The 24,349-nt window shown below is 69.1% G+C and carries 25 protein-coding genes; 5 read left to right on the top strand and 20 right to left on the bottom strand.

Features of this window, described 5'->3' with window-relative positions:
- Positions 1 to 137 precede the first annotated feature (137 nt).
- Positions 138 to 1,685, top strand: a complete 1,548-nt coding sequence (locus tag ACQ66R_RS01195) for an AMP-binding protein (protein ID WP_430418505.1) — start codon at positions 138 to 140, stop codon at positions 1,683 to 1,685.
- Between the two features lie 150 nt (positions 1,686 to 1,835).
- On the opposite strand, the gene lpdA is transcribed toward ACQ66R_RS01195, so the two are convergent.
- The 11 genes from lpdA to ACQ66R_RS01250 all read right to left on the bottom strand — a co-directional run bounded on the left by lpdA (position 1,836) and on the right by ACQ66R_RS01250 (position 12,123).
- On the bottom strand, positions 1,836 to 3,227 hold the full coding sequence (gene lpdA / locus ACQ66R_RS01200) for a dihydrolipoyl dehydrogenase (RefSeq protein ID WP_430418507.1): 1,392 nt from the start codon (positions 3,225 to 3,227) through the stop codon (positions 1,836 to 1,838).
- A complete protein-coding gene (locus ACQ66R_RS01205; RefSeq protein ID WP_430426180.1) occupies positions 3,227 to 3,706 on the bottom strand; it encodes a glutathione peroxidase in 480 nt (159 codons plus the stop codon). Before ACQ66R_RS01205 ends, lpdA begins: the two co-directional genes overlap by 1 nt.
- 12 nt (positions 3,707 to 3,718) lie before the next feature.
- Positions 3,719 to 5,035, bottom strand: a complete 1,317-nt coding sequence (locus ACQ66R_RS01210; protein ID WP_430418509.1) for a pyruvate dehydrogenase complex dihydrolipoamide acetyltransferase — start codon at positions 5,033 to 5,035, stop codon at positions 3,719 to 3,721.
- Positions 5,036 to 5,155: 120 nt separating this feature from the next.
- On the bottom strand, positions 5,156 to 5,581 hold the full coding sequence (locus ACQ66R_RS01215; RefSeq protein ID WP_430418511.1) for a GFA family protein: 426 nt from the start codon (positions 5,579 to 5,581) through the stop codon (positions 5,156 to 5,158).
- Positions 5,578 to 5,985: a GFA family protein gene (locus ACQ66R_RS01220; RefSeq protein WP_430418512.1), complete on the bottom strand. Its 408-nt coding sequence runs from the start codon at positions 5,983 to 5,985 to the stop codon at positions 5,578 to 5,580. Before ACQ66R_RS01220 ends, ACQ66R_RS01215 begins: the two co-directional genes overlap by 4 nt.
- A complete protein-coding gene (locus ACQ66R_RS01225; RefSeq protein ID WP_430418514.1) occupies positions 5,982 to 6,290 on the bottom strand; it encodes a DUF5076 domain-containing protein in 309 nt (102 codons plus the stop codon). The genes ACQ66R_RS01220 and ACQ66R_RS01225 overlap by 4 nt, the downstream gene beginning before the upstream one ends.
- A complete protein-coding gene (locus ACQ66R_RS01230) occupies positions 6,287 to 7,678 on the bottom strand; it encodes a pyruvate dehydrogenase complex E1 component subunit beta (RefSeq protein ID WP_430418516.1) in 1,392 nt (463 codons plus the stop codon). Before ACQ66R_RS01230 ends, ACQ66R_RS01225 begins: the two co-directional genes overlap by 4 nt.
- 14 nt (positions 7,679 to 7,692) lie before the next feature.
- Entirely contained in the window at positions 7,693 to 8,739 is a 1,047-nt protein-coding gene (pdhA, locus tag ACQ66R_RS01235) for a pyruvate dehydrogenase (acetyl-transferring) E1 component subunit alpha (RefSeq protein WP_430418518.1), read from the bottom strand.
- A 53-nt stretch (positions 8,740 to 8,792) separates the two neighbouring features.
- Positions 8,793 to 9,089 carry an FtsB family cell division protein gene (locus ACQ66R_RS01240; RefSeq protein WP_430418519.1) on the bottom strand — a complete coding sequence of 99 codons (297 nt, stop codon included), beginning with the start codon at positions 9,087 to 9,089 and terminating at the stop codon, positions 8,793 to 8,795.
- Between the two features lie 217 nt (positions 9,090 to 9,306).
- Positions 9,307 to 10,587 carry a phosphopyruvate hydratase gene (gene eno, locus ACQ66R_RS01245; protein ID WP_430418520.1) on the bottom strand — a complete coding sequence of 427 codons (1,281 nt, stop codon included), beginning with the start codon at positions 10,585 to 10,587 and terminating at the stop codon, positions 9,307 to 9,309.
- Positions 10,588 to 10,692: 105 nt separating this feature from the next.
- Entirely contained in the window at positions 10,693 to 12,123 is a 1,431-nt protein-coding gene (locus ACQ66R_RS01250) for an alpha/beta hydrolase (RefSeq protein WP_430418522.1), read from the bottom strand.
- A gap of 112 nt (positions 12,124 to 12,235) precedes the next feature.
- On the opposite strand from ACQ66R_RS01250, the gene ACQ66R_RS01255 reads away from it, so the two are divergent.
- Both ACQ66R_RS01255 and ACQ66R_RS01260 read left to right on the top strand, forming a co-directional pair.
- Positions 12,236 to 13,672 (top strand): LytR/AlgR family response regulator transcription factor, encoded by a 1,437-nt coding sequence (locus ACQ66R_RS01255; protein ID WP_430418523.1) that lies wholly within the window; start codon positions 12,236 to 12,238, stop codon positions 13,670 to 13,672.
- Between the two features lie 61 nt (positions 13,673 to 13,733).
- Complete coding sequence (locus ACQ66R_RS01260) at positions 13,734 to 14,507, top strand: enoyl-CoA hydratase (RefSeq protein ID WP_430418524.1); 774 nt, start codon at positions 13,734 to 13,736, stop codon at positions 14,505 to 14,507.
- A gap of 66 nt (positions 14,508 to 14,573) precedes the next feature.
- Here the strand turns inward: ACQ66R_RS01260 and rpmF are convergent, their stop codons facing one another.
- The 3 genes from rpmF to ACQ66R_RS01275 all read right to left on the bottom strand — a co-directional run bounded on the left by rpmF (position 14,574) and on the right by ACQ66R_RS01275 (position 16,520).
- Positions 14,574 to 14,756 (bottom strand): 50S ribosomal protein L32, encoded by a 183-nt coding sequence (rpmF, locus tag ACQ66R_RS01265; protein WP_293359783.1) that lies wholly within the window; start codon positions 14,754 to 14,756, stop codon positions 14,574 to 14,576.
- A gap of 90 nt (positions 14,757 to 14,846) precedes the next feature.
- Positions 14,847 to 15,698: a PhzF family phenazine biosynthesis protein gene (locus ACQ66R_RS01270; protein WP_430418525.1), complete on the bottom strand. Its 852-nt coding sequence runs from the start codon at positions 15,696 to 15,698 to the stop codon at positions 14,847 to 14,849.
- A gap of 3 nt (positions 15,699 to 15,701) precedes the next feature.
- Positions 15,702 to 16,520, bottom strand: a complete 819-nt coding sequence (locus ACQ66R_RS01275) for a dienelactone hydrolase family protein (protein WP_430418526.1) — start codon at positions 16,518 to 16,520, stop codon at positions 15,702 to 15,704.
- Between the two features lie 93 nt (positions 16,521 to 16,613).
- On the opposite strand from ACQ66R_RS01275, the gene ACQ66R_RS01280 reads away from it, so the two are divergent.
- Positions 16,614 to 17,618: a GlxA family transcriptional regulator gene (locus tag ACQ66R_RS01280; RefSeq protein WP_430418527.1), complete on the top strand. Its 1,005-nt coding sequence runs from the start codon at positions 16,614 to 16,616 to the stop codon at positions 17,616 to 17,618.
- 2 nt (positions 17,619 to 17,620) lie between these two features.
- On the opposite strand, the gene ACQ66R_RS01285 is transcribed toward ACQ66R_RS01280, so the two are convergent.
- From ACQ66R_RS01285 to secG, 4 genes are all read right to left on the bottom strand, one after another.
- Positions 17,621 to 18,985, bottom strand: a complete 1,365-nt coding sequence (locus ACQ66R_RS01285; protein WP_430418528.1) for a calcium-binding protein — start codon at positions 18,983 to 18,985, stop codon at positions 17,621 to 17,623.
- Positions 18,986 to 19,163: 178 nt separating this feature from the next.
- The gene (locus ACQ66R_RS01290; RefSeq protein ID WP_430418529.1) at positions 19,164 to 20,054 is read right to left on the bottom strand and encodes a hypothetical protein; all 891 of its coding nucleotides are present in this window, start codon (positions 20,052 to 20,054) and stop codon (positions 19,164 to 19,166) included.
- Positions 20,055 to 20,150: 96 nt separating this feature from the next.
- Positions 20,151 to 21,791, bottom strand: coding sequence for a CTP synthase (locus ACQ66R_RS01295; RefSeq protein ID WP_430418530.1), 1,641 nt, complete (start codon positions 21,789 to 21,791; stop codon positions 20,151 to 20,153).
- Positions 21,792 to 21,860: 69 nt separating this feature from the next.
- Positions 21,861 to 22,313, bottom strand: coding sequence for a preprotein translocase subunit SecG (secG, locus tag ACQ66R_RS01300; protein ID WP_293359807.1), 453 nt, complete (start codon positions 22,311 to 22,313; stop codon positions 21,861 to 21,863).
- A gap of 143 nt (positions 22,314 to 22,456) precedes the next feature.
- Between secG and ACQ66R_RS01305 the strand changes: the two genes are divergently transcribed.
- The gene (locus tag ACQ66R_RS01305; protein WP_430418531.1) at positions 22,457 to 22,993 is read left to right on the top strand and encodes a GNAT family N-acetyltransferase; all 537 of its coding nucleotides are present in this window, start codon (positions 22,457 to 22,459) and stop codon (positions 22,991 to 22,993) included.
- A gap of 84 nt (positions 22,994 to 23,077) precedes the next feature.
- Here the strand turns inward: ACQ66R_RS01305 and ACQ66R_RS01310 are convergent, their stop codons facing one another.
- Both ACQ66R_RS01310 and tpiA read right to left on the bottom strand, forming a co-directional pair.
- Positions 23,078 to 23,470, bottom strand: coding sequence for a GxxExxY protein (locus ACQ66R_RS01310; protein ID WP_430418532.1), 393 nt, complete (start codon positions 23,468 to 23,470; stop codon positions 23,078 to 23,080).
- A gap of 37 nt (positions 23,471 to 23,507) precedes the next feature.
- A complete protein-coding gene (gene tpiA / locus ACQ66R_RS01315; RefSeq protein WP_430418534.1) occupies positions 23,508 to 24,251 on the bottom strand; it encodes a triose-phosphate isomerase in 744 nt (247 codons plus the stop codon).
- Positions 24,252 to 24,349 lie beyond the last annotated feature (98 nt).

The following is a 24,349-nucleotide window of genomic DNA, read 5'->3' on the forward strand; positions in this document are numbered from 1 at the left end:
CTCTCTGGGCCCGGGGATCAAGCCGCCGCCTTGACGCGGCTGTACGGCGAAGCTTCCTCACGCCTCGTTACCGATCTTTTCAGCACCGGCTCCGGCCGCTAGGGTCGGCGGAACGATAATGTTGGGAGGCGCCGCTCTTGCGTGCGTTCGACAGCGCCAAGGCGCAGTCCACAGTCTTTGATGCGCTGATCGCCGCGTCTAGGAAGTACGGGCAAAAGAAGCTGATCCTGGAGGACCAGGAGCGGAACCCCCTCTCCTACCTCGACCTGATCCGGGGCGCGTTCGCCCTCGGCAAGAAGATCGCGGCCTTCACGACGAAGGGCGAGCGAGTCGGCGTCATGCTGCCGTCCAGCGTGGGCGGCGTGGTGACCTTCTTCGCCCTGCACGCCTTCGGGCGCGTGCCCTGCATGCTGAACTTCACGGCCGGCATCCGGAACCTGAAGGCCGCCTGCGAGCTGGCGGGCGTCAAGACGGTGCTGACGTCCCATCGCTTCGTCGAACAGGGCAAGCTGCACGACCTGATCGACGCGCTCGAGACGTTGACCAACGTCGTCTACCTGGAGGACGTCCGGAAGACGGTGGGCCTGTCCGACAAACTGTTCGCCGCGGCCGCGGGCGCGCTGCCCAAACAGTTCCGCACGCCGCTCGATCCGTCCGAGCCCGGCGTGATCCTCTTCACCTCAGGCAGCTTCGGCGCGCCGCGCGGCGTGGTGCTCAGCCATTCCAACCTGGTCGCCAACAGCCGCCAGATCCTCCAGCACATCCCGCTGGACACCAACTGGGTGTTTTTCAACCCGCTGCCGATCTTCCACTGCTTCGGCCTGACGGGCGGCGCGCTGCTGCCGATCTTCTCGGGGCTGAAGGCCTTCCAGTACCCCTCGCCACTGCACATCAAGCAGATCCCGGCGCTGGTGAAGGACACCAAGGCCAACGTCCTGTTCGCCACCGACACCTTCATCAACCAGTACGCCCGCTCGGCCGAGCCCGGCGAACTCAGCGGCCTCACCTTCGTGGTGCTGGGCGCCGAGAAGGTGCGCGACGAGACCCACAACCTGATCGCCGAGAAGTTCGGCCCGATCCCGCTGCTGGAGGGCTACGGCGCCACCGAGGCCTCGCCGGTGATCGCGGTGAACAAGCCCACCGACAACCGTCGCGGCACCGTCGGCGGCCTGCTGCCCGGCATCGAGGCGAAGCTGGAACCCGTCCCGGGCATTCCCGGCGGCGGCAAGCTGCTGGTCCGTGGGCCCAACATCATGTCGGGCTACCTGAAGGCCGACGGCAGCGTCGAGCCGCTGCCCGACGGCTGGCATGACACCGGCGACGTGGTGTCGCTCTCCGACGACGACTGGGTGAAGATCCTGGGCCGGGTGAAGCGCTTCGCCAAGGTGGGCGGCGAGATGGTCTCGCTGACCGCCGCCGAGGATCTGGCCTCCGCCGTCTGGCCGGATTGCCGCCACGCCGTGGTTGCGCTGCCCGACCCCAAGAAGGGCGAACGCCTGATCCTGGTGACCGACCGTCGCGACGCCGATGCGGCCGCCCTGCTGGCCCACGCCCAGCAGATCGGCGCGCCCGAGCTGGCCGTGCCGCGCAAGATCATCAAGGTCCAGGAAATCCCCGTCCTCGGCACCGGCAAGACCGACTACCCGGCGATCCAGCGCATCGTCGACGCCGAGCGGGTGTCCTAAGGTCCACCCTTCCCTCCCTTGATGGGGAGGGACAGGCCGCGCCAGCGGCCAGGGTGAGGCGGTCAGGGCCAGGGTGCGGAGCCAGAGCTTGACCCCGACTCCCTCACCCTGATCGCTTCGCGATCTGTACCTCCCCATCAAGGGAGGGGGTCAGATGTGCAGGACCTTGCCGTAGGCGTCCAAGGTCGCCTCGTGCATCGCCTCGCTCATGGTCGGGTGCGGATAGACCGTCGCATGCAGCTCGGCCTCGGTGGCCTCCAGGGTCATGGCCAGCACATAGCCCTGGATCATCTCGGTGACCTCGTGGCCGATCATGTGCGCGCCGATCAGCGCGCCGGTCTTGCCGTCGAAGATGGTCTTCACGAAGCCGTCGGTCTCGCCCGCGGCGATCGCCTTGCCGTTCACCTTGAACGGGAAGCGGCCCACCTTCGGCTCCAGCCCCTGTTCCTTGGCCTGGGCCTCGGTCAGGCCCACCGAGGCCACCTGCGGCGTCGTGTAGGTGCAGCCTGGGATCGGCGAGGTCAGGTTTGTGGGCGCCAGGCCCGCGATGTGCTCGATGCAGTGCACGCCCTCGTGGCTGGCCTTGTGCGCCAGCCAGGGCGGCCCCGCCACGTCGCCGATGGCGTAGAGTCCAGGCACGCCGGTCCCGCCATGGCTATCGGTGACGATGTGCGTGCGGTCGATCTTCACGCCCAGGGCCTCCAGGCCCATGTCCTCGACGTTGCCCACGATGCCCACCGCCACGATGGCGACGTCGGCTTCCAGGGTTTCAGCCTTGCCGCCGACCTCGATGTCGACCGCGACGCCGGTCTTGGTCTTCGAGAGCTTCTTCACGTTGGCCGGGACGCGGAACTTCAGGCCGCGCCTCTCGAAGCTCTTGTGCGCCGCCTTCGACACCTCCTCGTCCTCGACGGGCAGGATGCGGGGCAGCATCTCGATCACTGTAACATCCGAGCCCAGCGCCCTGTAGAAGCTGGCGAATTCCATGCCGATGGCGCCCGAGCCGATTACTACCAGCGACTTCGGCGCCGCCTTCGGGACCAGGGCCTCGCGATAGGTCCAGACCCGCTCGCCGTCCGGCTCAAGGCCGATGGCCGGGATCGTCCGGGCGCGCGCGCCGGTGGCGACGATCACATGCTTGGCGGTCAGCTTGCGGCCGCCCACCACGACGGTCGGCGCGGCCCCGCCCTTCTCCAGCTTGGCGAAGCCCTCGACCACCTCGATCTTGTGCTTCTTCATCAGGAAGGTGACGCCGGCGTTCAGCTGGGCCGCCACCTTGCGCGAGCGCTGGATCACCGCGCCGAAGTCAAAGGAGGCCTTCTCCACGGATAGGCCATAGTCCTTCATGTGGCTCAGATGCTCGTACATCTCGCCCGACTTCAGCAGCGCCTTGGTCGGGATGCAGCCCCAGTTCAGGCAGATGCCGCCCAGCTCGGATCGCTCGACGATGGCGGTCTTGAAGCCCAGTTGGCTGGCCCGGATGGCGGTCACATAGCCGCCAGGCCCCGAGCCGATCACGATCACGTCGAAGGCGTCGGCCATCAGAGCAGCCTCTCAATCGCGCCCTCGAGCGCCTTGGGTTCAACGGTGGGGGCGAAGCGGCCGACGACCTGGCCCTTCCGGTCGATCAGGAACTTCGTGAAGTTCCACTTGATCCCCTCGGTGCCCAGCACGCCCTTCTTGGCGGCCTTCAGATAGGCGTAGAGCGGGTGGGCCTTGGGGCCGTTCACGTCGATCTTGCGCATCATCGGGAAGTCCACGTCGTAGGTCAGCGAGCAGAAGGTCTTGATCTCCTCCTCGTCGCCCGGCTCCTGCGCCCCGAACTGGTTGCAGGGGAAGCCCAGGACCACGAAGCCGCGGTCGCGGTGCTTGCGATACAGCTCCTCCAGTCCGGCGTACTGCCGGGTGAAGCCGCACTGGCTGGCCGTGTTGACGATCAGCACCACCTTGTCGCGATAGTCCGCGAGCGGCGCCGGCGCCCCGTCGATGGTCTCGGCCGTGAAGTCGTAGATGCTGCCCATGGTCATCCGTCCTCAGACGATCATCCGGAGCGGCTCTTCCAGCATCTCCTTGAAAGCCGCCAGGAAGCGGGCGCCGACCGCGCCGTCCACCACCCGGTGATCGCAGGTCAGGGTCACGCTCATGACGTTGGCGATGACGATCTGGTCGCCCTTCACCACGGGCCGCTTTTCGCCCGCGCCCACCGACATGATGCAGCCCTGCGGCTCGTTGATGATCGAGGCGAAGCTCTTGATGCCGAACATGCCCAGGTTCGAGACGCTGAACGTGCCGCCCTGAAACTCCTCGGGCTTCAGCTTCTTGTCGCGGGCCCGGGCGGCCAGATCCTTGGCCTCGGTGGCGATCTGCGCCAGGCCCTTGGTCTCGGCCTTGCGGATGATCGGCGTGATCAGGCCGCCGGGGATCGCCACGGCCATCGCGATGTCGGCGTGGTGGTGCATCGCGATGCCTTCCGGCGAGTACGACGCGTTGGCCTCGGGCACCTTCATCAGCGCCACGGCGCAGGCCTTCATGACAATGTCATTGACCGAGACCTTCACCCCGGATTTCTCGAGCAGCCCGTTGATCTTGGTGCGCGCCGCCAGCAGCTCGTCGATCTCGATGTCGATGGTCAGCGGGAAGTGCGGCACGTCGCGGAAGCTGTCGGTCATCCGCCGCGCCACCGTCTTGCGCATGCCGTCCAGCGGGATGAGGTCGTAGCTGCCGGGCGCGATACCCATCTGCTCCAGGCTCTTGTGCTCGCGCGGCGCAGCCGCCGCCGCAGGCGCCGCGGTCGGGGCGGCCAGAGCCGCGGCAGGCGCAGGCTTGGCCGCGCCGGGCTGAGCCTTGTCGATATCCGCCTTCACGATGCGGCCATGCGGGCCCGACCCTGCCACGCCGGCCAGGTCGATCCCCTTCTGCTCGGCCAGCCGCCGGGCCAGCGGCGAGGCGAAAATCCGCCCGCCGTCCGCCGCCTTGGCGGGGGCGGGCGCAGGCGCTGCCGCCACCGGGGCCGGAGCGGGCTTGGCCGCCTCGGCCTTGGCCGGTTCGGGCGCCTTCGCAGGCTCGGCCGCCTTGGGCGCTTCGGCCTGTGGGGCCGGCGCGGCCTCGCCCTCGCCGCCCAGGCGGGCGATCGGGGTGTTGACCTTCACCCCCTCGGTCCCCTCCGCCACCAGGATGTCCTCGACCACGCCCTCGTCGACTGCCTCCACCTCCATGGTGGCCTTGTCGGTCTCGATCTCGGCGATCACGTCGCCGGAGCGGACGGTGTCGCCCTTCTTCACGTGCCACTTGGCGAGGGTGCCCTCCTCCATGGTGGGGGACAGGGCGGGCATCAGGACGTCGATGGGCATGTCGTCTCCGGGCTCTCCGATCATTCGTCGCCCAAGGTGGGTCAGGCTCAGAGCGACGAATGGTCTATTCTCAGGCGAGAGTCTCGAGCAATGGGCGGTTCGCCGGAACCGCCCATTGCTCTAGGCGCTCGGTTGGAGTTCGGTCAGGTCGGCGGGCGACCAGCGGGCCTTCCGCCGGGTCGCACGCGTTTCAGGGGTCTCGTCGTCGAAGACCATCGGCTCGGGCGTGCGACCTTCAAAGCCCGGCAGGTCGACGCCGGTGACATTCACGATCGCATAGCGCGCGCCGTCGATCTCGACCGCGGCCCCCACGCAGCACCCGCATTCGGTGCAGAACATGTAGTCCGACTGGCGGTGGCCAAAGCGGTAGTTGTGCAACTGGGCGCCGATGAAGGTGACTTCCGCCTGTGGATGGCTGGTCCAGACCGCGCCGTGCCGGCGGCAGAACCCGCACTGGCAGGCGCGAAGCGGCAACTCGGTCGCCTCCACGCCCTCTATGGCGACGCGCATCGCCCCGCAGTGGCATTGCCCATGCAGTCGCTTCATGCGGGCTCCCTCGACAGGTGCGCCAGGCTGGCGCCGTTGGCTTCCCAATTCTGGCCGTCAAAGGCCTCGATGACGATCTCGAGCCCCTCCACCGAGTCCAGGCAGCGGGCGTTGACGCTCCAGCCGTCCGGGTTCGACCGCGGCCGGTAGAAGCTCTTGATCCCGCATTCCGAGCAGAACAGGTGCTTCGCCACACGCGTGTTGAATGTGTACTCGGCCAGCCGATCGATGCCGCGGGTGATCCGGAAGCGGCTCTCCGGCACGATCACGTGGACGAACCCCGTCTTGGCGCACATCGAGCAGTTACAGCTCTGCGCCTCCACGCGATCCGGCACGGCCACCTCGAAGCGCACCCCGCCGCAGTGGCAACCGCCCGCCCGCCATTGGAACGGGCTGTCGCTCACATCAGCACCTTGTTGCTGAAGTCGCCGCTCATCGTCGGGTTGTCCGAAAGGCGTTCTCGCAGCCCCTTCTCTATCGCCGCAAAGGCCTCGGCCGCCGTCGCTGTCCCACCATCCTGATGGTAGGCGCGAACAGCATGCGCGATGAGGTCTGCCGCAAGCGACCCCCAGATCTCCAACTCGCGCGCCTCAAAGATTCCGTAGTTCAGAGCGATGTGAGATCGCCCCTCCTCCGCTGCGATCCAGATGCGCGCCATCTCGACCGGCCGCTCCTTCTCGTCCAGCGGAGGTGCGTGCAATTCGTTCATCGATATGAGACCGCTTTCGCCGCCGCCACGATCCGCTCCACCGACGGCATGGACAGCAGTTCCAGGTTGGCCGCGTAGGGCAGCGGCACGTCTTCCTGGCAGACCCGCAGCGGCGGGGCGTCCAGGTAGTCGAAGGCCAGCTCGGTCACCTTGGCGCAGACCTCAGCGCCGACGCCCATCGGGCCCCAGCCTTCCTCGACCGTGACCAGGCGGTTGGTCTTCTTCACGCTCTCGACGACCGTGCCGATGTCCATGGGCCGCAGCGTGCGCAGGTCGACCACCTCAGCCTCGATGCCGTCCTTGGCCAGCTCCTCGGCCGCCTGCAGGCAGAAGCCCACCATGCGCGAGTAGGCCACCAGCGTGACGCCGGTCCCCTCGCGGCGGACCTTGGCCTTGCCGATCGGCACGACCCAGTCGATGCCCTCGGGCACGTCGAACTCCTGGCCGTAGAGCATCTCGTGCTCCAGGAAGACCACAGGGTTCGGGTCGCGGATCGCGGCCTTCAGCAGGCCCTTGGCGTCGGCGGCGTCATAGGGCGCCAGCACCTTCAGGCCCGGCACATGGGCGTACCACGCGCCATAGTCCTGGCTGTGCTGGGCGCCGACCCGGGCAGCCGCGCCGTTCGGGCCGCGGAAGACGATCGACGTCTTGATCTGGCCGCCCGACATATAGAGCGTCTTCGCGGCCGAATTGATAATGTGATCAATGGCCTGCATGGCGAAGTTGAACGTCATGAACTCGACGATCGGCTTCAGGCCCGCCATGGCCGCGCCCACCCCGATGCCGGCGAAGCCGTGCTCGGTGATCGGCGTGTCGATCACCCGCTTGGGACCGAACTCGTCCAGCAGGCCGCGGCTCACCTTGTAGGCGCCCTGGTACTGCGCGACCTCCTCGCCCATCAAGAAGACGTCCGGATTGGCGCGCATCTCCTCGGCCATCGCGTCGCGCAGGGCGTCGCGGACGGTCACCTTCACCAGGTTCACGCCCTCGGGCAGCTCAGGGTCCTTCAGCGCTACGGCCGGCGCGGCCGGAGCCGCCGCCGCGGCGCGCACGGGATCGCCCTTGGCCTCGCCGCGGGACGCCGGTTGCGGGTTGGGATCGACCGCCGCCTCGGGCTCAGGCGCGGCCTTGGCCGGCGCCGCCGCCCCGCCCTCGCCGGCCAGCCGCGCGATGGCGGTGTTGACCTTCACCTCCTCGGTGCCCTCGGGCACCAGGATGGCCTCGACCACGCCCTCGTCCACGGCCTCCACTTCCATGGTGGCCTTGTCGGTCTCGATCTCGGCGATCACGTCGCCGCTCTTCACGGCGTCGCCCACCTTCACGTGCCACTTGGCGAGCGTGCCCTCTTCCATGGTCGGAGAGAGAGCCGGCATCAGGATGTCGGTCACGGCTCAGGCCCCCATCACGCTTCGGTATAGACGTCGGTATAGAGCTCGGACGGATCCGGCTCGGGGCTGGTGCGGGCGAACTCGGCGGCGTCGGCGACGATGCGCTTCACCTCGGCGTCGATGGCCTTCAGCGCCGCCTCGTCGGCCCAGCCGTTCTTCTCCAGCAGCTCCTCGCAGTGGTCGATCGGGTCGCGGGTCTTGCGCACCTCATCGACCTCTTCCCGCGTCCGGTACTTGGCCGGGTCGCTCATCGAGTGTCCGCGGTAGCGGTAGGTCTTGAGCTCGAGAATGTAGGGCCCCTTGCCGCTCCGGCAGTGCTCGGCCGCGCGCTCGGCGGCGGCCTTCACGGCCAGCACGTCCATGCCGTCCACTTCCTCGCCCGGGATGTTGAACGAGATGCCGCGCTTGTGGAGCTTGGTCTCGGACGAGCTGCGGTCGATGGCGGTGCCCATCGCGTACTCGTTGTTCTCGATGCAGTAGACGACCGGCAGCTTCCAGACCTGAGCCATGTTGAAGCTCTCGTAGACCTGGCCCTGGTTGGCCGCGCCGTCGCCGTAGTAGGCGAAGCACACCTTGCCGTCGCCGCGGTAGGCGTTGGCGAACGCCAGGCCCGTGCCCAGGCTCACCTGGGCGCCCACGATCCCATGGCCGCCGTAGAACGCCGCCTCGGTCGAGAACATGTGCATCGACCCGCCCTTGCCCTTGGACGAGCCGCCCGAGCGCCCGGTCAGCTCGGCCATGACCTCTTTCGGGTCCATGCCGCAGACCAGCATGTGGCCGTGGTCGCGATAGCCGGTGATCATCTGGTCGCCCGGCCGCTTGGCGGCCTCGCAGCCGACGGCGATGGCTTCCTGGCCGATGTAGAGGTGGCAGAAGCCGCCGATCAGGCCCATGCCGTAGAGCTGGCCCGCGCGCTCCTCGAAGCGGCGGATGAGCAGCATCTGCCGATAGTATTCGAGGAGATCTTCCTTCGTGGCCGCGGCGGCCGCTGGCGCCTTGGCCGGGCCCTCCGCGCCATTGGCTTTACGTCGACCAGCCGTGCCGGTCTGCGCGCGCGCCATGCGTCTCTCCGTGTGATCGATCGTTCAATGTCGAAGGACCGGCGGACCCGGGCCTAAGGCTTCACCCGGATCACATAATCCCTTGGGTCGGCGAAGCCTAGCAGGGAGCGCGCCCTTTCCTCCAGCAGATCGGCGGAAAGGCTGCTGTCACGCAGGAGTTGAGCCCGGACTTCCAGATCGTGCCGCTGGGCCGTCAGCCGCTTCAATTCCTGGGCCTTGGCGGTCAGGGTCGCGTCGCGCTTGTCCGATTGCAGCAGCCCGCCCTCGCCGGTGAAGGCGTGGTACGCGAAATAGAAGATCAACAGCGCCAGGGCGGCGGTCGACAGGTAGGGGCGCAGGCTTGCGAGCACGGCGATTCTCGAACGGGACTGGGCCTATGTCGCGCCACAATCCCTAACGCGGCGCTAACCAAGCTTAAGGAGCGTTTCCCTTCCCTCCGGGGAGGGGCAGACCGCGAAGCGGTCGGGGTGGGGAAGTGTGGTCCGAAGTGCCGAGGGTGGGGAGGATCGTGACTCCCCCACCGTGCTCGCTGCGCGAGCTGTCCCTCCCCGACGGGGAGGGAAAGTCCTACAGCCGCTTCAGCGCACCACGCCCTGCATAGATCGCCTGGTCGCCCAGCTCTTCCTCGATGCGCAGCAGCTGGTTGTACTTGGCCGTGCGGTCCGAGCGGGCCAGCGAGCCCGTCTTGATCTGACCGCAGTTGGTGGCCACCGCGAGGTCCGCGATCGTGGAGTCCTCGGTCTCGCCCGAGCGGTGGCTCATCACGGCGGTGTAGCTGTTGCGGTGCGCCATATCGACGGCGTCCAGCGTCTCGCTCAGCGTGCCGATCTGGTTGACCTTCACCAGGATCGAATTGGCCAGGCCCTTGCCGATGCCCATGCCCAGCCGCTCGGGATTGGTCACGAACAGGTCGTCGCCCACCAGCTGCACCTTGCCGCCCAGCGTGTCGGTCAGGATCTTCCAGCCCTCGAAGTCGTCTTCGCCGCAGCCGTCCTCGATGCTGACGATCGGGAACTTGGCGACCAGGTCGGCCAGGTAGGCGACCATGCCGGCCGGATCGACCGTCTTGCCCTCGCCTTCCATGACGTACTTGCCGTCCTTGAAGAACTCGGTCGAGGCCACGTCCAGGCCCAGGTGGAAGTCGCGACCCACCTTGTAGCCGGCGCTCTCGCCCGCCTTCACGATGAACTCCAGCGCCGCTTCCGCCGAGCCGATGTTGGGGGCGAAGCCGCCTTCGTCGCCGACGTTGGTGTTGTGGCCCGCGGCCTTCAGCTGCGCCTTCAGGGCGTGGAAGATCTCGGCGCCGGTCCGCAGGCCTTCGGCGAAGGTCGCCGCCCCCGTCGGCAGGATCATGAACTCCTGGATGTCGATCGGGTTATCCGCATGCGCGCCGCCGTTGATGATGTTCATCATCGGCACCGGCAGCACCCGCGCCGACACGCCGCCCACGTACTTGTACAGCGGCAGCGCCGCCGAGCTGGCCGCCGCCTTCGCCGTCGCCAGGCTGACGCCCAGGATGGCGTTGGCGCCCAGGCGGGCCTTGTTCTTCGTGCCGTCCAGCTCGATCAGCAGCTTGTCGATCCGGCGCTGGTCCTCGGCGTCCGAGCCCGAGAGCGCGTCGTAGATCTCGCCGTTCACGGCATCGACGGCCTGCAGCACGCCCTTGCCGCCGTAGCGCGTCTTGTCGCCGTCGCGCTTCTCCGAGGCCTCGTGAGCGCCGGTCGAGGCGCCGGAGGGCACGGCCGCGCGGCCCATCGAGCCGTCTTCCAGGATCACGTCCACCTCGACCGTCGGGTTGCCCCGGCTATCCAGGATTTCACGGGCGGTGATGTCGACGATCTCGGTCATGGGGGCTCCCCTCGGGCGGCTGGCTGGGCGGGCCGGACCCTTAGCCTAAGCCGCGCCGAAGGGGCAACGGTCAGCGCCCCTTCACCACGAGGTAAGTGAGGGCGCTCAGAGCCTGAACTTGGGCGGCGGCAGGCTCAGCTTCGTGTCGGCCACCGCCTCGCCCGCAAAGAACCGCACCAGCAGCGCCTGCACCTCGGGATGGGCCTCGAAGACGTTGTGCCCGGCGTTCTCGACCGTCACCTGCGCCTTGTTCCGGAACTGCGCGGCCACCTCGGCCTGCTCCTCGAGCACCGTGCGCCCGTCCAGCGTGCCCTGCACCAGAAGGCTCGGGTGATCGATGCGGATGGGCGCCCGGAACCCCTCGCCGAGGTCCACGCCCGGCACGACGCCCAGCATGTGCGGCATCGGGAAATTCAGCGCGTCGCCCAGCACCGCCGTCCTCGCCTCGCGCGCCACCGTCCGAAGCTTGGCGCGCGAGATGCCCGACGCCAGGTCCATCGTCTCGGGCATCCCGCCGATGCCCAGCCCGCCCAGCATCTGGCCCACGAAGGGCGCCACGGCCGACAGGTCGCCGGCGTCCAGCTTGCGATAAAGCGCCGGCAGCCTCACCAGCGTCTCGGGGTTGGCGATCAGGCTGCCGGCCAGCAGCTGCACCGCGAAGCCGCCGACCTGCACGTCGGTCGGCGCCCCGCGGAACGTCGCGCGCAACGTGGCGGGCTCGGCTTCCATCCGGGCATGCACCCGCCGCATCAGGGCCGGCAGGTCCGGCACGGCCGCCCGCACCGCGGGATCGGCGTCCAGCAGGGCGTCCACCCGCTTGAGGTAGAGGTCGCTCCGCCCGGGGCGCTTCACCGTCTGGTCCTGGCCCTCCAGGCTGGCGAGGGCCACGCGCCGCACCCGATCCCCGTGTCGCTTCAACACCGACAAGCCCAGGTGCGAGCCATAGCTGATGCCCCACAGGTCGACCTGCTCGGCGCCCAGATGCCTGCGCAGGTCGTCGATGTCGTCGGCGCTCTGTTCGGTGTTGTAGCCGGCCATGGCGACGCCGGCCGCCGTCCACTCGGCCCAGGCCTTGGCGAACTCGTCCCGAACCTGCGCCGTCATCCCGGCCCGCGTGAACGTCGGCGGTGGGCCGGCGAACGGCGCCCGGCGCGGGATGTGGTTCGAGGCCCCCGTGCCCCGCTGGTCGAAGGCGATCACGTCGGCATGCTCGCGCAACGCCTGCAGGATCGGGAACCGGGGCCCCATCATCGTGCCCGTCGCGGTCCCGCCCGGTCCGCCCGCCAGGTAGACGATGGGCGGCGCGGGCTTCGACGCGGTCGAGGCGAACCGCACATAGGTCAGCCGGATCTTCCGGGATCTGGGATCGCGCCGGTCCTCGGGAACCTCGAAAAAGCCCCGCTCGGCGTCTGTCTCGGCGCCGCGCCAGCCCGTGAAGCGAAACGGGCCGGGCGGGGTTTGCGCCAGGCCCCAGGACGGGATCGCGAGGCCCGCGGCAGCGAGGATGGCGCGACGGTGGAGATGTGCATGACTCATCCGTCGATCCAAGCCCCCGTCCGCGGCCTTCCGCCTGGGCGCATCGGCCAAACGACGCGCCGCATCGGTGAATGGACGCGCGCCTCGGCCAGCGGCGCCGTAGACTGACGCGATGTGGCGCTGGCTCACGATCGCGGTCCTCATCGCCCTCGGCGCCGCCACGAGCGCGCAGGCGCAGCCGCTCCGTTGGGACGTCTGTCGTGGCGTCGCGACGCCGGCTGGCCCGCGGCTGTCCGACTGCCGGCCCCTTGTCGGCGCGATCGATCCGCAGGGTCGGGAACTCTGGCTCCGCGCCGCCACACCACCCCGCGCGTCGGGCGATCCCAGGGCGGTGTTCGCCATCGGCGCGGCGTCGTCCGAGGTCTGGTTCAACGGCCTGCGCCTGGGCGCCAACGGCCAGCCCGGTCCCACCGCCCAGACCGAACGTCCCGGCCGCTATCAGGCCGACTTCCCTATTCCCGAAGCGCTCTGGCGGCCGTCGGGCAACGAACTGGTCGTGCGCCTGTCGACCCATCACGCCGGCCTGAGGTTCGCGACGCCCATCGGCTGGCTGGGCATCGGCGCGGCCCGACAGCCGTCGATGCTGCCCCTGCTGGCGATCACCTTCGTCGCGGCCGGCGCCCTGGCGGCGGCCACGTTCGGTTTCGGCGCCATCTACGCCATGCGCCGCACGGGCTCTAGCCTCACCCTGGCGGCGCTCTCGGCCGTGGCCGCGCTGCAGGCTGGCGCAGAGAACCTCCGCCACCTCTGGCGCTACGATTACCCGGTCCACGCCTACCGAATGGTCGGCATCTGGGCGCTGTCGCTGGCGTTCGCGTTCCTGCTGATCTCCTGGGCCGGCTCGCGTTTCCTGCCCCGCCGCCGCGCTCAGTTGCTCGCACTCGCCGCCGCCGCCCTGCCGCTGACCTGGTTCATCCCCGGCTTCGACATCAAGACCGGCGTCGCCCTGCTGCTGGGCGTGGTCCTGGCCGGTGTCGCGGCGCTGGGCGGCGTCCTTGCCCGCCGCTCCGGCGCGCGACCTACCCTGGCCTGGCTGGCCGTCTTTCTCACGATGGGGGTACTGCAGCCGGTCTGGCTGCTGGACCTGTCGTTCTTTGTGCTGGCCGCCGCGCTGGTCCTGCCGCTGCTGATCGCCGAGGTGGTCCGCCTGGGCCGCGACGACACCGCCCGCGAGGCCGCTCTCACCCGCGCCGCCAGCCGCCCCGACCGGCTGACCGTCGCTTCGGCTCGCGGCGTCCAGCTGGTCCCGATCCCGGACATCCTCGCCATCGTCGGCGCCGACGACTACGTCGAGCTGCGACTCACGGGCGATCGCACCCTGCTGCACGCGGCCCGCCTCGACGCCCTGGAAACCCAGCTGCCGCCCAGCTTCCTGCGCATCCACCGCTCGGTGATCGCCAACCTGGCCCACGTCCAGCGTCTCGAACGCGACGGCAGCCGCTGGCGGCTCCACCTGGCCGAGGGCCCGCCCCTGCCGGTCAGCCGCGCCCGGCTTGCAGGCCTGCGCGACGCCCTCGACGAACCCGCCCCCTTGCGCGCCACGGCTTGACCGACGTCCCTTGACCGACGTTGCGGCGTCGGGCCAACGGGAGCGCATCCCGGAGGATTCCATGCTGCTCGTCGAAAAGCCCTCGGACGGCGTCGCCGTCGTCACGCTCAACCGCCCCGAGGCGATGAACGCCCTGTCCAAGGCGCTGCGCGCCGCCCTGCAGCAGGCGATCGCCGAGTTGGACGCCGACCCCGACGTCCGCGTCATCGTCCTGACCGGCGCCGGCGAGCGCGCCTTCACGGCGGGTCTCGACCTCAAGGAGCTGTCCACCGACCCGCTGGGCATGGGCGCGGCCAACGCCACCGACCCGGCCGAGAACCCCGCCCGCGCCGTGCTGTCGTGCTCCAAGCCGATCATCGGGGCGATCAACGGCGTGGCGATCACCGGCGGCTTCGAGGTGGCGCTGGCCTGCGACGTGCTGCTCTGCTCGACCAACGCTCGCTTCGCCGACACCCACGCCCGCGTCGGCATCACGCCCGGCTGGGGCCTGTCCCAGAAGCTCAGCCGCTGCATCGGCCCCTACCGCGCCAAGGAGCTGTCGCTGACCGGCAACTTCCTCTCGGCCCAGCAGGCCTACGACTGGGGTCTGGTGAACCGGGTGGTCGCCCCGGAAGAGCTGATGCCCGCGGCTCTGAAGCTCGCCGGCGAGATGGCCTCGATCGAGGCCGACATGCTGGTGACCTACAAGGCGATGATCGACGACGGCTACGCCGCCACTCTGGGGGAAGGCCTGGAGCTCGAGCACCAGCGCTCGGTCGTCCACAACCGCGAGGTCACCCCCGAGATGGTCGCCGCCCGCCGCGAGAAGGTGCAGGCCCGCGGCCGCACGCAGTAGGCTCAGAAACGCAAAACGCCGGCCTCACGGCCGGCGTCTCGGGACAAGCGTCCAGAACAGGTGCGCTTAGTCTTCCTTCGGCGTCAGGACCTGGCGGCCCTTGTACATGCCGGTCTTCAGGTCGACGTGGTGCGGACGCTTCAGCTCGCCCGTTTCCTTGTCTTCGTGGAAGGTGTTGGGGCCGAGCGCGTGGTGCGAGCGGCGCATGTTCCGCCGCGAGGGCGAAGTTTTGCGTTTAGGAACAGCCATCGGAAATCTCGCGGGCGTGAAAAAGGTTGCGGCGGCCAATAAGGGGGCCGCCACGTGAGCGGGGGCTTATGCATGAAACCCCGCGCGCAATCAAGTCAGGTGCAGGACCTCATCGGAACCCGCGCCGGCGGAGGTCCGCAGCCGGCTCTCCATGACCGTCACCGCGCGTCCGCGCAAGACGACGCGCTCGCCCTCAAGCCGCCCCTCGAAATCCGCCCCTCGGCCGGGACAGGCCTGCCGGAATCGGATCGGCCGCGACGGCAGCCGTTCGGCGAAGATGGGGACCAGGATGGCGTGGAACGAGCCGGTCGCCGGATCCTCCCGCAGGCCGTAGCCCGGGGCGAAGAAGCGATCCACGACGTCATGAGGTGCCCCCTCCGTCGCCAGCGCCACGACGCCCACATTGCCCTGGCCCCCCAGCCTTTCCGAGATTCGGCGCAGGTCGTCGTACCGGGGATCCAGGCGCGCGATCGTCCCCGCGTCGTCGAAGCGCGCCACCAGGTAGGGCCCAGCCCACACTTCAGCAGGTTTCGCTCCCAGCGCATCAGCGAGGCCTGCCGGCGTGGCGATCCGGCGGGCTGCCGGTCTGGGGAACGAGAGCTCGTACCGATCGTCGCCGACGGCGGTCGCGATCAGGTCGCCGGACGCCGTCTCGAACGCGAACTGGGGTTCGTCGAGGCCCTGCTCCACCCGAAGCGCATGCGCGGCGGCCAGCGTCGCGTGCCCGCACAGTGGGACCTCGGTCGCCGGCGTGAACCAGCGCAGGCCGAATCGGTTCGCCGCCCCCGTCCGCAGAAGGTAGCCGGTCGCCCCTGCGCCGTTCTCCGCCGCCAAACTCTGCATCCAGGCATCGGGCGGCCAGAGGTCGAACGGCTCCAGGACACAGGCGGCGTTGCCCAGAAACGGCCCGGCCGCGAAGGCGTCGATGGTCCACTGCCGCATCGGTCAGCTCGCGAGTCGGTGACGGAAGAAGTCGAGGATCTCGTCCCGCGCCACCAAGGTGGGCTCACCCTCGGCGTCGATCAGATGGACGGTCACCACGCTGTGCGGCGTCGTGACGAAGCGTTCGAAGAACGGGGGCAGGTTCTTGGTATTGGCGGCGCTGTCGGGCAGCACGCGCGGCTGGAACCGCGGCCCCAGCGCCTTCGCATAGGCCGCAAACCGCTCCGCCCGGCAGAAGCTGTCGCCCTCGAACCGGTAGGCCAGCACCGTGAGATCGTCGCGCTCCAGCCGCTGCGCCACCTGGGCCAGCTCCGCGTCGGCGATTTCCAGCCCGTCGGGGACGTCCAGGGGCAGCGAGGGCTGGGCAAGCACCGGCGCCAGCATCACGGGCTCCAGCATCATCGACAGCGCGAAGTTGCCCGTGAAGCACATCCCGATCGCCCCCACGCCCGGCCCGCCGCATTCCCCGTGCGCCAGGCGGGCCAGCGCGCGCAGCCAGTCGGTGACCGGGCTGGATACGCCCGCCCCGAACGCCCTGAACTCGGCGCTGACACAGGCCCGCCGAAACACCTGACCCGCCGTCTCGGCGTCCGGCAGTGCGCCGTCGCGCCCGAACAGCGACGGCATGTAGACGGTGAAGCTGGCCTCGCGCACCCATCTGGCGAAGCGGGCCACATGCGGGCTGATACCCGGCATCTCGGCCATCACGATCACGGCCGGCCCCGCGCCGGAGACATAAACGACCTTCGTGGCCTCCTGCAGGGTGATGTCCCGCGCCTGGAAATCGGCAAGCGCGTCCTCGGTCATCAGATCCGTCGTCATCATTCGGTCCCCGTCATCCTCATCGAAGACTGGCGTTCCCGGCCGGACCGAGCCAGTGTCGTAAATGACACCCTTCAGGGATTTTCGGCCAAGATGATCGTGGACGTCCTCACGCCTGCCGGCGCTTCGCCCTCCAGCGTCGCGATCACCTTCGAGGTCCTGTCGACCGCCAATAGCATCCTGCGGGGCCGGCGTCGCGACCCCGCCTTCGCCGTCCGCGCGACGGGGGACGCAGCCCTGGCCGCCATCGCCTTCGCAGGCGTACACGAACCCGCGCCACGCGGCCCGGCGGGGCTCGTGATCGTGCCTGGCTTGGCCCTGGCGAGCGAAGCGGCCGTGAACGAGGGTCTGGCCAGACCGGAACTGGTTGCGGCCTGCCGCACACTCACGGAGGCCGCGGCCAGCGGCTCCGAGATCGCGGCGTCGTGCTCGGGCGTGTTCCTGGTCGCCCGGGCGGGACTGCTGGAGGGCCGACGCGCCACCACCTCTTGGTGGCTGGCCCCCGCCTTCCGCCGGATGTTCCCGAACGTGCGCCTGGACACCGCGCCCCTGGTCGTGCGCGACGGGACGGTGACCACGGCGGGGGCCGCGATGGCCCAGCTCGACCTGATGCTGGCCCTGGTGGCCCGACACGCCGGCGCCGACATCGCGGCGGACTGCGCCCGCTACCTCGTCGTAGACGAGCGCCGCTCGCAGCTGCCCTACATGGCCATCAGCCTGCTGGCCGCGAGCGATGTCCACGTGGCGCAGGCCGAGGGCTGGGCGCGCTCACGGCTGCATGAGGGTATTCGGGTCGAAGACCTGTCCGCCGCCGTCGGGATGGCGCCGCGGACCTTCGCCCGGCGCGTCGAAAGCGCGACGGGGCTGTCCCCCGTCCGCTTCCTGCAGCGGCTGCGGATCGAGCGCGCGCTCGAGCTCATGGCCACGACACGGGCGTCCCTCGAGGCCGTGTCCCATCAGGTCGGCTATGCCGAACCGTCCACCCTGCGCCGCCTGTTGCGGGCCGAGGGCGTCACCCTGCCCCGCCGTCCGCCGCCCGGCCGTGGCGACCCCTCGCTGGCGGCGGCGTCCAGCCGCGTGCGGGCGGGGGACGGCTGACGCTACTCGAAATCGTCGAAGGCGATGTCGGCCAGCGTGCGGCCCACCAGCATGACCGCCGAATCCGCGCTGCCGTTGTTGCTGGCGCTGTCGGCGAACACGATCACATCGGCGCCCACCTGCACGGCCACATAGTTCTGCCCGTTCGCGATCTGCCCGTTCGCGAAGCTCAGCGCCGCCGCGTAGTCGGCCTGCGTCGACTCCACATAGTTCCCGGCCGTTCCGGCCCCCGCCGGCGCATTGCTGCCGTCGGCGAAGAACAGCCGGTCCTCGCTGGCCCAATCGGTGATGCGATCCAGTCCCGACGCCGTGGTCGGAACCGCGCTCTGGAAGAACTGGAACTGATCGGCGCCCGCGCCCCCCGAAACCGTGTCGGCCCCCTGCCCGCCGTCGATCGTGTCGAGCCCGACGCCGCCCAGGATCGTATCCGAACCCCCGGTTCCGGTGATCTCGTCGTTGCCGGCGCCGCCATCGACCGTCGCGGAACCGGCCACCACCAGGTCCAGCGCGACACACATGTCATCGCCGTCGCCCAGTTGGATGTTGTACTGGCCGACATCGAAGCCCACGACGTCGTTCCCGGCCCCGCCGTCGATCGTGTTGTTCGCCCGCGCGATCATCGTGTCGTTGCCGTTCCCGCCGATCAGGGTGTTCGAGCCCCCGCCGTCCTGCAGGAAGTCGTCGCCGTCCTCGCCCAGGATGGTGTCGTTGCCCTCGCCGCCGAAGATCGTGTCGTTGCCCAGGTTGCCGTTCAGGAAGTCGTTGCCGCCGCCCGAGAAGCCCTGGCGGTTGTCCAGCAGCCCGAGATCCCGGGGCGTGCCGGGGTCGGTGATGTTGATCACGTCGTTGCCCTGGCCGCCCAACAGGGTGTCGTTGTCGGTCCCGGAGCCCGAGAGTGTGTCGTTGCCCCGATTGCCCTGGCCGAAGTTGCTCCCGCCCGGGTTCGGGCTCGCGCCGACGACGATGCGGTCATCGTCCTGGCCGCCATAGATGACGTCAAAGGCGGCGCCGCCCGTCAGGCTGTCGTTGCCCTGGTTGCCCTGCAGCAGGTTCACGCCGTCGCCGCCGTTCAGGGTGTCTGCGGAAGCCCCGCCGTACAGGCCGTCGCCGCCCGCCCCCGTGGTCGCCTGGTCATTCCCGGGCCCGCCAATGAACAGCACGCCGCCATCAGTGAAGGTCTTGGTCGCCTGGGCGATCGCCGTCCCGAACATCACGACCCGGTCGCCGACCATGATGCTGGTGACGTCCGACGAGCTGAACAGCACGGTCGTCGTCGCGCCCGTCCCCTGATCCAGGATCAGCGTGTCGGCGGCGGTGATGGCCATCGCCTGCATCGCCGTGATGGTCGAGAAGTTGTAGGTCGCCACGGCTGATCTCCTCGTACGCCGAAGGGGTTCGGCTAACAGCGAAGCTCAACGGGCGACTGTCAACTCGGTCTCCCCTAATGGGCGAACAGGGGCGCCGTACGCCCAGGGCGGCGACCCGCGGCTTCGTGCGCCACGCCTGGCGCGTCTTGGAGGCCGAATGGGAGCGGATTGGCCGGGACTAAGTCCTGAACGCGCCCGCCGCGACGCTTGCGATGCTCGCATACATCGCCCGCATATGGTTCGCACACGAAACGGCGAGGCCGCGCACGTCCGCGGAGGTCGCGAAATCACGCCGCACCTTGAACCCCTCCTCATCACGCTCGGCGAGGCCCCTCTCGACCAGCACCATCGCGCGGCGTCTCGTGCTCTCGAGGGGCCTTTCCATGGACTGGGCGAGACCCAGGAAGGTCAGCCGACGTGGCGTGCCGTCGGACTTCACCGCCTCCAGCAGCGCGAGGTAGATCAATGCGGCTTCATGGCTTCCGGTGAGGCGCGAGACCTCGCGTAGAAAGTCGATGGCGAAAGCGGCGGTGGCGCGATTGACCACGCGAACGGGACTGACCGGATCGATTGGGCGGAGGATCGCCTCCACGACCGAGGAGGCGCCGACATCGAGCCCCGCCCTTTGGACATCGGCTGTAAGCCGTCGGAGCGCTTCGTAGGCTTCGATGGCCAGTGCGCGACGCTCGGGCCCACTCATCAGTTCCACAGGAACGACGTACCCGCCGTAGGACCGGACGCAGCGCTTGCGAGCGACCAGCGCTTCCAGCCGGCGGCGGACGGTTTCCCTGGGCAGGCCCGTGCGCGCCGCGAGCATCGGCACCGACGCGGGCTCTCTCAGGTCCGCTGGCACCGGTTCGTCGAACGTATCGTACGCCCCGGTGTCGAGCGCGCGTCTGACGTTCGCCTGGACCACGGCCGCCACGATGACCGCGTCGGTCGAGTCCCCGCCGCCCGTGTGTCGCCGGGACGCCACGGTCCGCAGAACGAAGCGCGAGCCCGCGATCAGGCAAGCCAGTCGCGTTGACTCCTCGGCATCCCTCCCCGGTGCGTTCGCGCTGGCGGTCATCGTCGGACCCTTGCGATTCCACCGCCGACTATGCGGCGGCGCGACCCATTCCGCTACGGAAAGTCGGGCGCCGGCGTGGCGCAGGATCCGCCCGCCCTAGACGAGGCGGCTCCGCTCCTTCGCCGCGCCAACGAAGCTCTGGAACAGCGGATGGACGTCGAAGGGGCGGCTCTTCAGTTCCGGGTGGAACTGGACGCCCACGAACCAGGGGTGGTCGGATCGTTCGCACAGCTCGGGCAGGACGCCGTCGGGCGACAGGCCGGTGAACTTCAGGCCCGTCTTCTCGATCGCCTCGCGGTAGGCGATGTTCACCTCGTACCGGTGGCGGTGGCGTTCCGAGATGTTGGACGCGCCGTAGATTTCAGCCACCCGGCTGCCAGGCGTCAGGACGGCCTCGTAGGCGCCGCACCGCATGGTGCCGCCCAGCTCGCCGCCCTCCGAGCGCACTTCCTTCTCGTTGCCGCGCACCCACTCTGTCATCAGGCCGACGATGGGCTCGGACGTCGGGCCGAACTCGGTGGACGAGGCCTGCTTGATGCCGGCCAGGTTCCGCGCCGCCTCGATCATCGCCATCTGCATGCCGAAGCAGATGCCGAAGTACGGCACCTCGTGCTCACGGGCGAACTGCACCGAACGGATCATGCCCTCCGAGCCGCGCTCGCCGAACGCGCCCGGCACCAGCACGCCGTGCACGCTGTTCAGCCGCTCGGCGATCAGGGCCTCTTCCTTCTCGAAGACCTCGCCCTCGATCCAGTCGAACTTCACGCGGACGTTGTTCGCCACGCCGCCGTGGACCAGCGCCTCAATCAGCGATTTGTAGGCGTCGGTCAGGGCCGTGTACTTGCCGACGATGGCGATGTTCACCTCGCCGTCGGGATGGCTCAGGCGGTGGGAGATCTCCTGCCACTTCGTCAGGTCGGGCGCGGGAGCTTTCTCGGCCAGGCCGAAGACGTCCAGCACCTCGGCGTCCAGGCCTTGGGCGTGATAGTCCAGCGGCACGGCATAGATGTTGTCGGAATCCATCGCCTGGATCACGGCGCTTGGGCGCACGTTGCAGAACAGGCCCAGCTTCTTCCGCTCGCTCTCGGGGATCGGCATCTCGCAGCGGCAGAGCAGGATGTCGGGCTGGATGCCGATCGAGCGCAGCTCCTTCACCGAGTGCTGCGTCGGCTTGGTCTTCATCTCGCCCGCCGTCTTGATGAACGGCAGCAGGGTCAGGTGGATGAAGCACGCATGGCCGCGGGGCAGCTCCTGGCCCAGCTGGCGGATCGCCTCGAAGAACGGCAGGCCCTCGATGTCGCCCACCGTGCCGCCCACCTCGACCAGGACGAAGTCGACGCCCTCGCCCGGATCCGACAGCACGAAGTCTTTGATCTCGCCGGTCACATGCGGGATCACCTGCACGGTCGCGCCCAGGTAGTCGCCCCGGCGCTCCTTCTCGATGATCTTCTTGTAGATCTGGCCGGTCGTGATGTTGTCGGCCCGCGTGGCGTTGACGCCCGTGAACCGCTCGTAGTGGCCGAGGTCCAGGTCGGTCTCGGCGCCGTCGTCGGTGACGAACACCTCGCCGTGCTGGGTCGGGCTCATCGTGCCCGGATCCACGTTGAGATACGGGTCGAGCTTACGAAGGCGGACCTTGTAGCCTCGCGCCTGAAGAAGCGCGCCGAGAGCGGCGGACGCGAGACCTTTTCCCAGGGAGGAGACCACGCCGCCGGTGATGAAGATGTACCGGGCCATGGGCGTTCAGATTAGCGGTGATTCGGGCACAGTTCGCCGCGCGTTTCGCCGCTATCCCCAGGCTTCTTCCTACTTCTTGGCCGGCTCGGCGGGCGCAGGCGCGGCCGGCGCGGGTTGCGCGGCGGGCAGCTGGCCGAACGGGCTCTGAATCGTGGGCGTCGGGGCCTGGAGCGGCGCCGGGGCCGAGCCGGCGGGGCCGGGCTGGGCGGTGCCGGCCGGAGGTTGCGGGACTTCGCGGTTCAGGTCGGCGGGGTTGATCGCGTTGACCTTCATGCGGTCGACGACCGAGGCCGAGCCGCGCTCGCGACCCGCGACGATGGTCAGCAGCAGGCCCAGCACGAAGAACGTGGCGCCCAGAATCCAGGTGATCCGGGTCATCAGGTCGCCGGCGCCGCGCACCGACATCAGCGAGCCCGTGCCGCCGCTCACCAGGCCGCCGCCCTCCGAACGCTGCAACAGCACCACCACCACCAGGAACAGGGCGACGATGACCTCGATCACGAGCAGGAGGTTCAGGAGCATTGCGGTCTATCCCGTGCGGGCAAGGTGAGCCTGGGCGGCCACACCCAGCCGAAATGAAGCGCGCGCTCTATCACCGAGCCCGCGCCAAAGCCATAGCTAGTGCGTCGCACCCAGGAGGCAATGGGTGCGGGGCTGGGTGGACGATGTTCGATTTTGAGCGGCTTCCGATCCTGGAGACCGAGCGGCTGCGGCTGGAGCCCCTGCTCGCCGGCGACGCCGATGACCTCTTCCCGATCATGGGCGACCCCGAGGTCATGGCCTACTGGGACCTGCCCGAGGTCGACGATCCCGACCTCGTCGCGACGATCGTCCAGAGCCAGGTCGACGCGATGGCCGCCGGCCGGGCGCTGTACTGGGCGATGCGGACCCTCGACGGCGGCGCCTTCCTGGGCAGTTGCGACCTCTCCGAGATCGACCTGTGGCATCGCCGCGCCGAGGTGGGCTTCATGCTGGGCCGCGAGGCCTGGGGCCAGGGCTATGCGCTGGAAGCCATGACCACGGTCGTCGCCTTCGCCGCCAGCGGCGGGATCCGCAAGCTGACCGCGCGCACGCACCTGGGCAACCGCCGCTCCGAAGCCCTGCTCCAGAAACTAGGCTTCACCGAGGAGGGCCTGCTCAGGGGCCACATCCTGCGGGCCGGCGAACGCCGCGACTGCCGCCTCTTCGGCCTGTTGCCGTGACAAGGCGGCGTCTACCGCGGCGCGCTGGGTAGGGCCCGCCAGAGATATTGGGGAACCACGAAATACACGAAATACACGAAAGGCTCAGAGGGCGATCCGCGCGATCTCGGCCTTGTTCGGCGACCCGAAGTTGACGAGCAGGCCGAGCCTGAGACCTGTTGCTCGGAGGTAGTTGATCAACTGCGCCCGGTGCTCGGGCGCGATTTCGCGCACGGCCTTCAGTTCGACGATGATCTGCTCGAAGCAGATGAAGTCGGGCGCATATCGCGTGCGCAGTTCTCGCCCTCTGTGTTCAAGCCGGAGCGGCCGCTGCGCCAGGAGTGGAATGCCTCGGAACTCGAATTCGATCTCCAGGCATTCCTGGTAGACGGCCTCCAGGAAACCCGCGCCCTTGGCGCGGTACACTTCGAACACGGCGCCCTGAATGCGAAACACTTCATCTGCGAGCAGGAGCGTATCGGGCCGGCCGGAGAGCATGCCGGCCTGTATTTCGTGTATTTCGTGGTTCCTGCGCTTACAGCGCCCGGATGATCCCCAGGAAATCGGCCGCCTTCAGCGAGGCGCCGCCCACCAGCGCGCCGCCGACCTCGTCGGCGTGCAGGATTTCGGCGGAGTTGCCGGGCTTCACCGAGCCGCCGTACAGGATCGGCACGCGCTTGCCGGCGTCGCCGAACATCTCGACCAGGGACGCGCGGATCGCCCGGTGGACCTCTTCGATCTCCGGAGTCGTGGGCGTCAGCCCCGTGCCGATCGCCCAGACCGGCTCGTAGGCCACCGAGAACGCCTTGCCGGCCAGCTCGGAGGGCAGCGAGCCCCGCACCTGCCCCGTCACGATCTCCAGCGCCTTGCCCGCCTTGCGCTCGTCCAGGGTCTCGCCGACGCAGACGATGGGCTCCAGGCCGAACTTGAGCGCCGCCTTCACCTTCGTCGCCACCAGCTCATCCGTCTCGCGATACCCGGCCCGCCGCTCGGAGTGGCCCAGGATCACCAGGCTCGCGCCGGCGTCGGCCAGCATTTCGGCCGACACGTCGCCCGTGAACGCGCCCGCGTCGTCCCAGTGATGGTCCTGCCCGCCGACCAGGACCGGCCCCCCGCTCAGGGCGGTCGCCAGGCGGTGGATCAGGATCGACGGCGGACAGATCGCCACCCGCGCGGGCGCGTCGCCCAGGCCCGCGGCGACGGCGCGGGCCTCCTCCAGCGAGGCTCCCAGCCCGTTCATCTTCCAGTTCCCGGCGATCAGCGGCTGCGGCGCGGTCATCTCGAACCCTTGCTCTTGAGGAGAGAGCGCCGCGGTTAAGCCATGCCGCGGCTGCTGTCACGTGCTTGCCCCACGGAACCCCCCTCCACTATACCGGC

It is taken from the genome of Phenylobacterium sp., from assembly GCF_965284355.1.
GTDB lineage: Bacteria > Pseudomonadota > Alphaproteobacteria > Caulobacterales > Caulobacteraceae > Phenylobacterium.